The 558-nt window shown below is 41.2% G+C and carries 1 protein-coding gene; it reads right to left on the bottom strand.

The window, feature by feature from the left end:
* Positions 1-473 (bottom strand): CatA-like O-acetyltransferase (locus DDE13_RS23790; protein ID WP_111406413.1); only part of this gene is annotated, 473 nt, incomplete at its 3' end.
* Positions 474-558: the final 85 nt, after the last annotated feature.

Consider the following 558-nt stretch of genomic DNA (forward strand, 5'->3'; position numbering starts at 1 on the left):
AAATCAAAACTGGTGAAACTCACCCAGGGATTGGCTGAGACGAAAAACATATTCTCAATAAACCCTTTAGGGAAATAGGCCAGGTTTTCACCGTAACACGCCACATCTTGCGAATATATGTGTAGAAACTGCCGGAAATCGTCGTGGTATTCACTCCAGAGCGATGAAAACGTTTCAGTTTGCTCATGGAAAACGGTGTAACAAGGGTGAACACTATCCCATATCACCAGCTCACCGTCTTTCATTGCCATACGAAATTCCGGATGAGCATTCATCAGGCGGGCAAGAATGTGAATAAAGGCCGGATAAAACTTGTGCTTATTTTTCTTTACGGTCTTTAAAAAGGCCGTAATATCCAGCTGAACGGTCTGGTTATAGGTACATTGAGCAACTGACTGAAATGCCTCAAAATGTTCTTTACGATGCCATTGGGATATATCAACGGTGGTATATCCAGTGATTTTTTTCTCCATTTTAGCTTCCTTAGCTCCTGAAAATCTCGATAACTCAAAAAATACGCCCGGTAGTGATCTTATTTCATTATGGTGAAAGTTGGAA

The sequence above is a fragment of the Meridianimarinicoccus zhengii genome, assembly GCF_003254465.1.
In the GTDB taxonomy this organism is placed as follows: Bacteria; Pseudomonadota; Alphaproteobacteria; order Rhodobacterales; family Rhodobacteraceae; genus Meridianimarinicoccus; species Meridianimarinicoccus zhengii.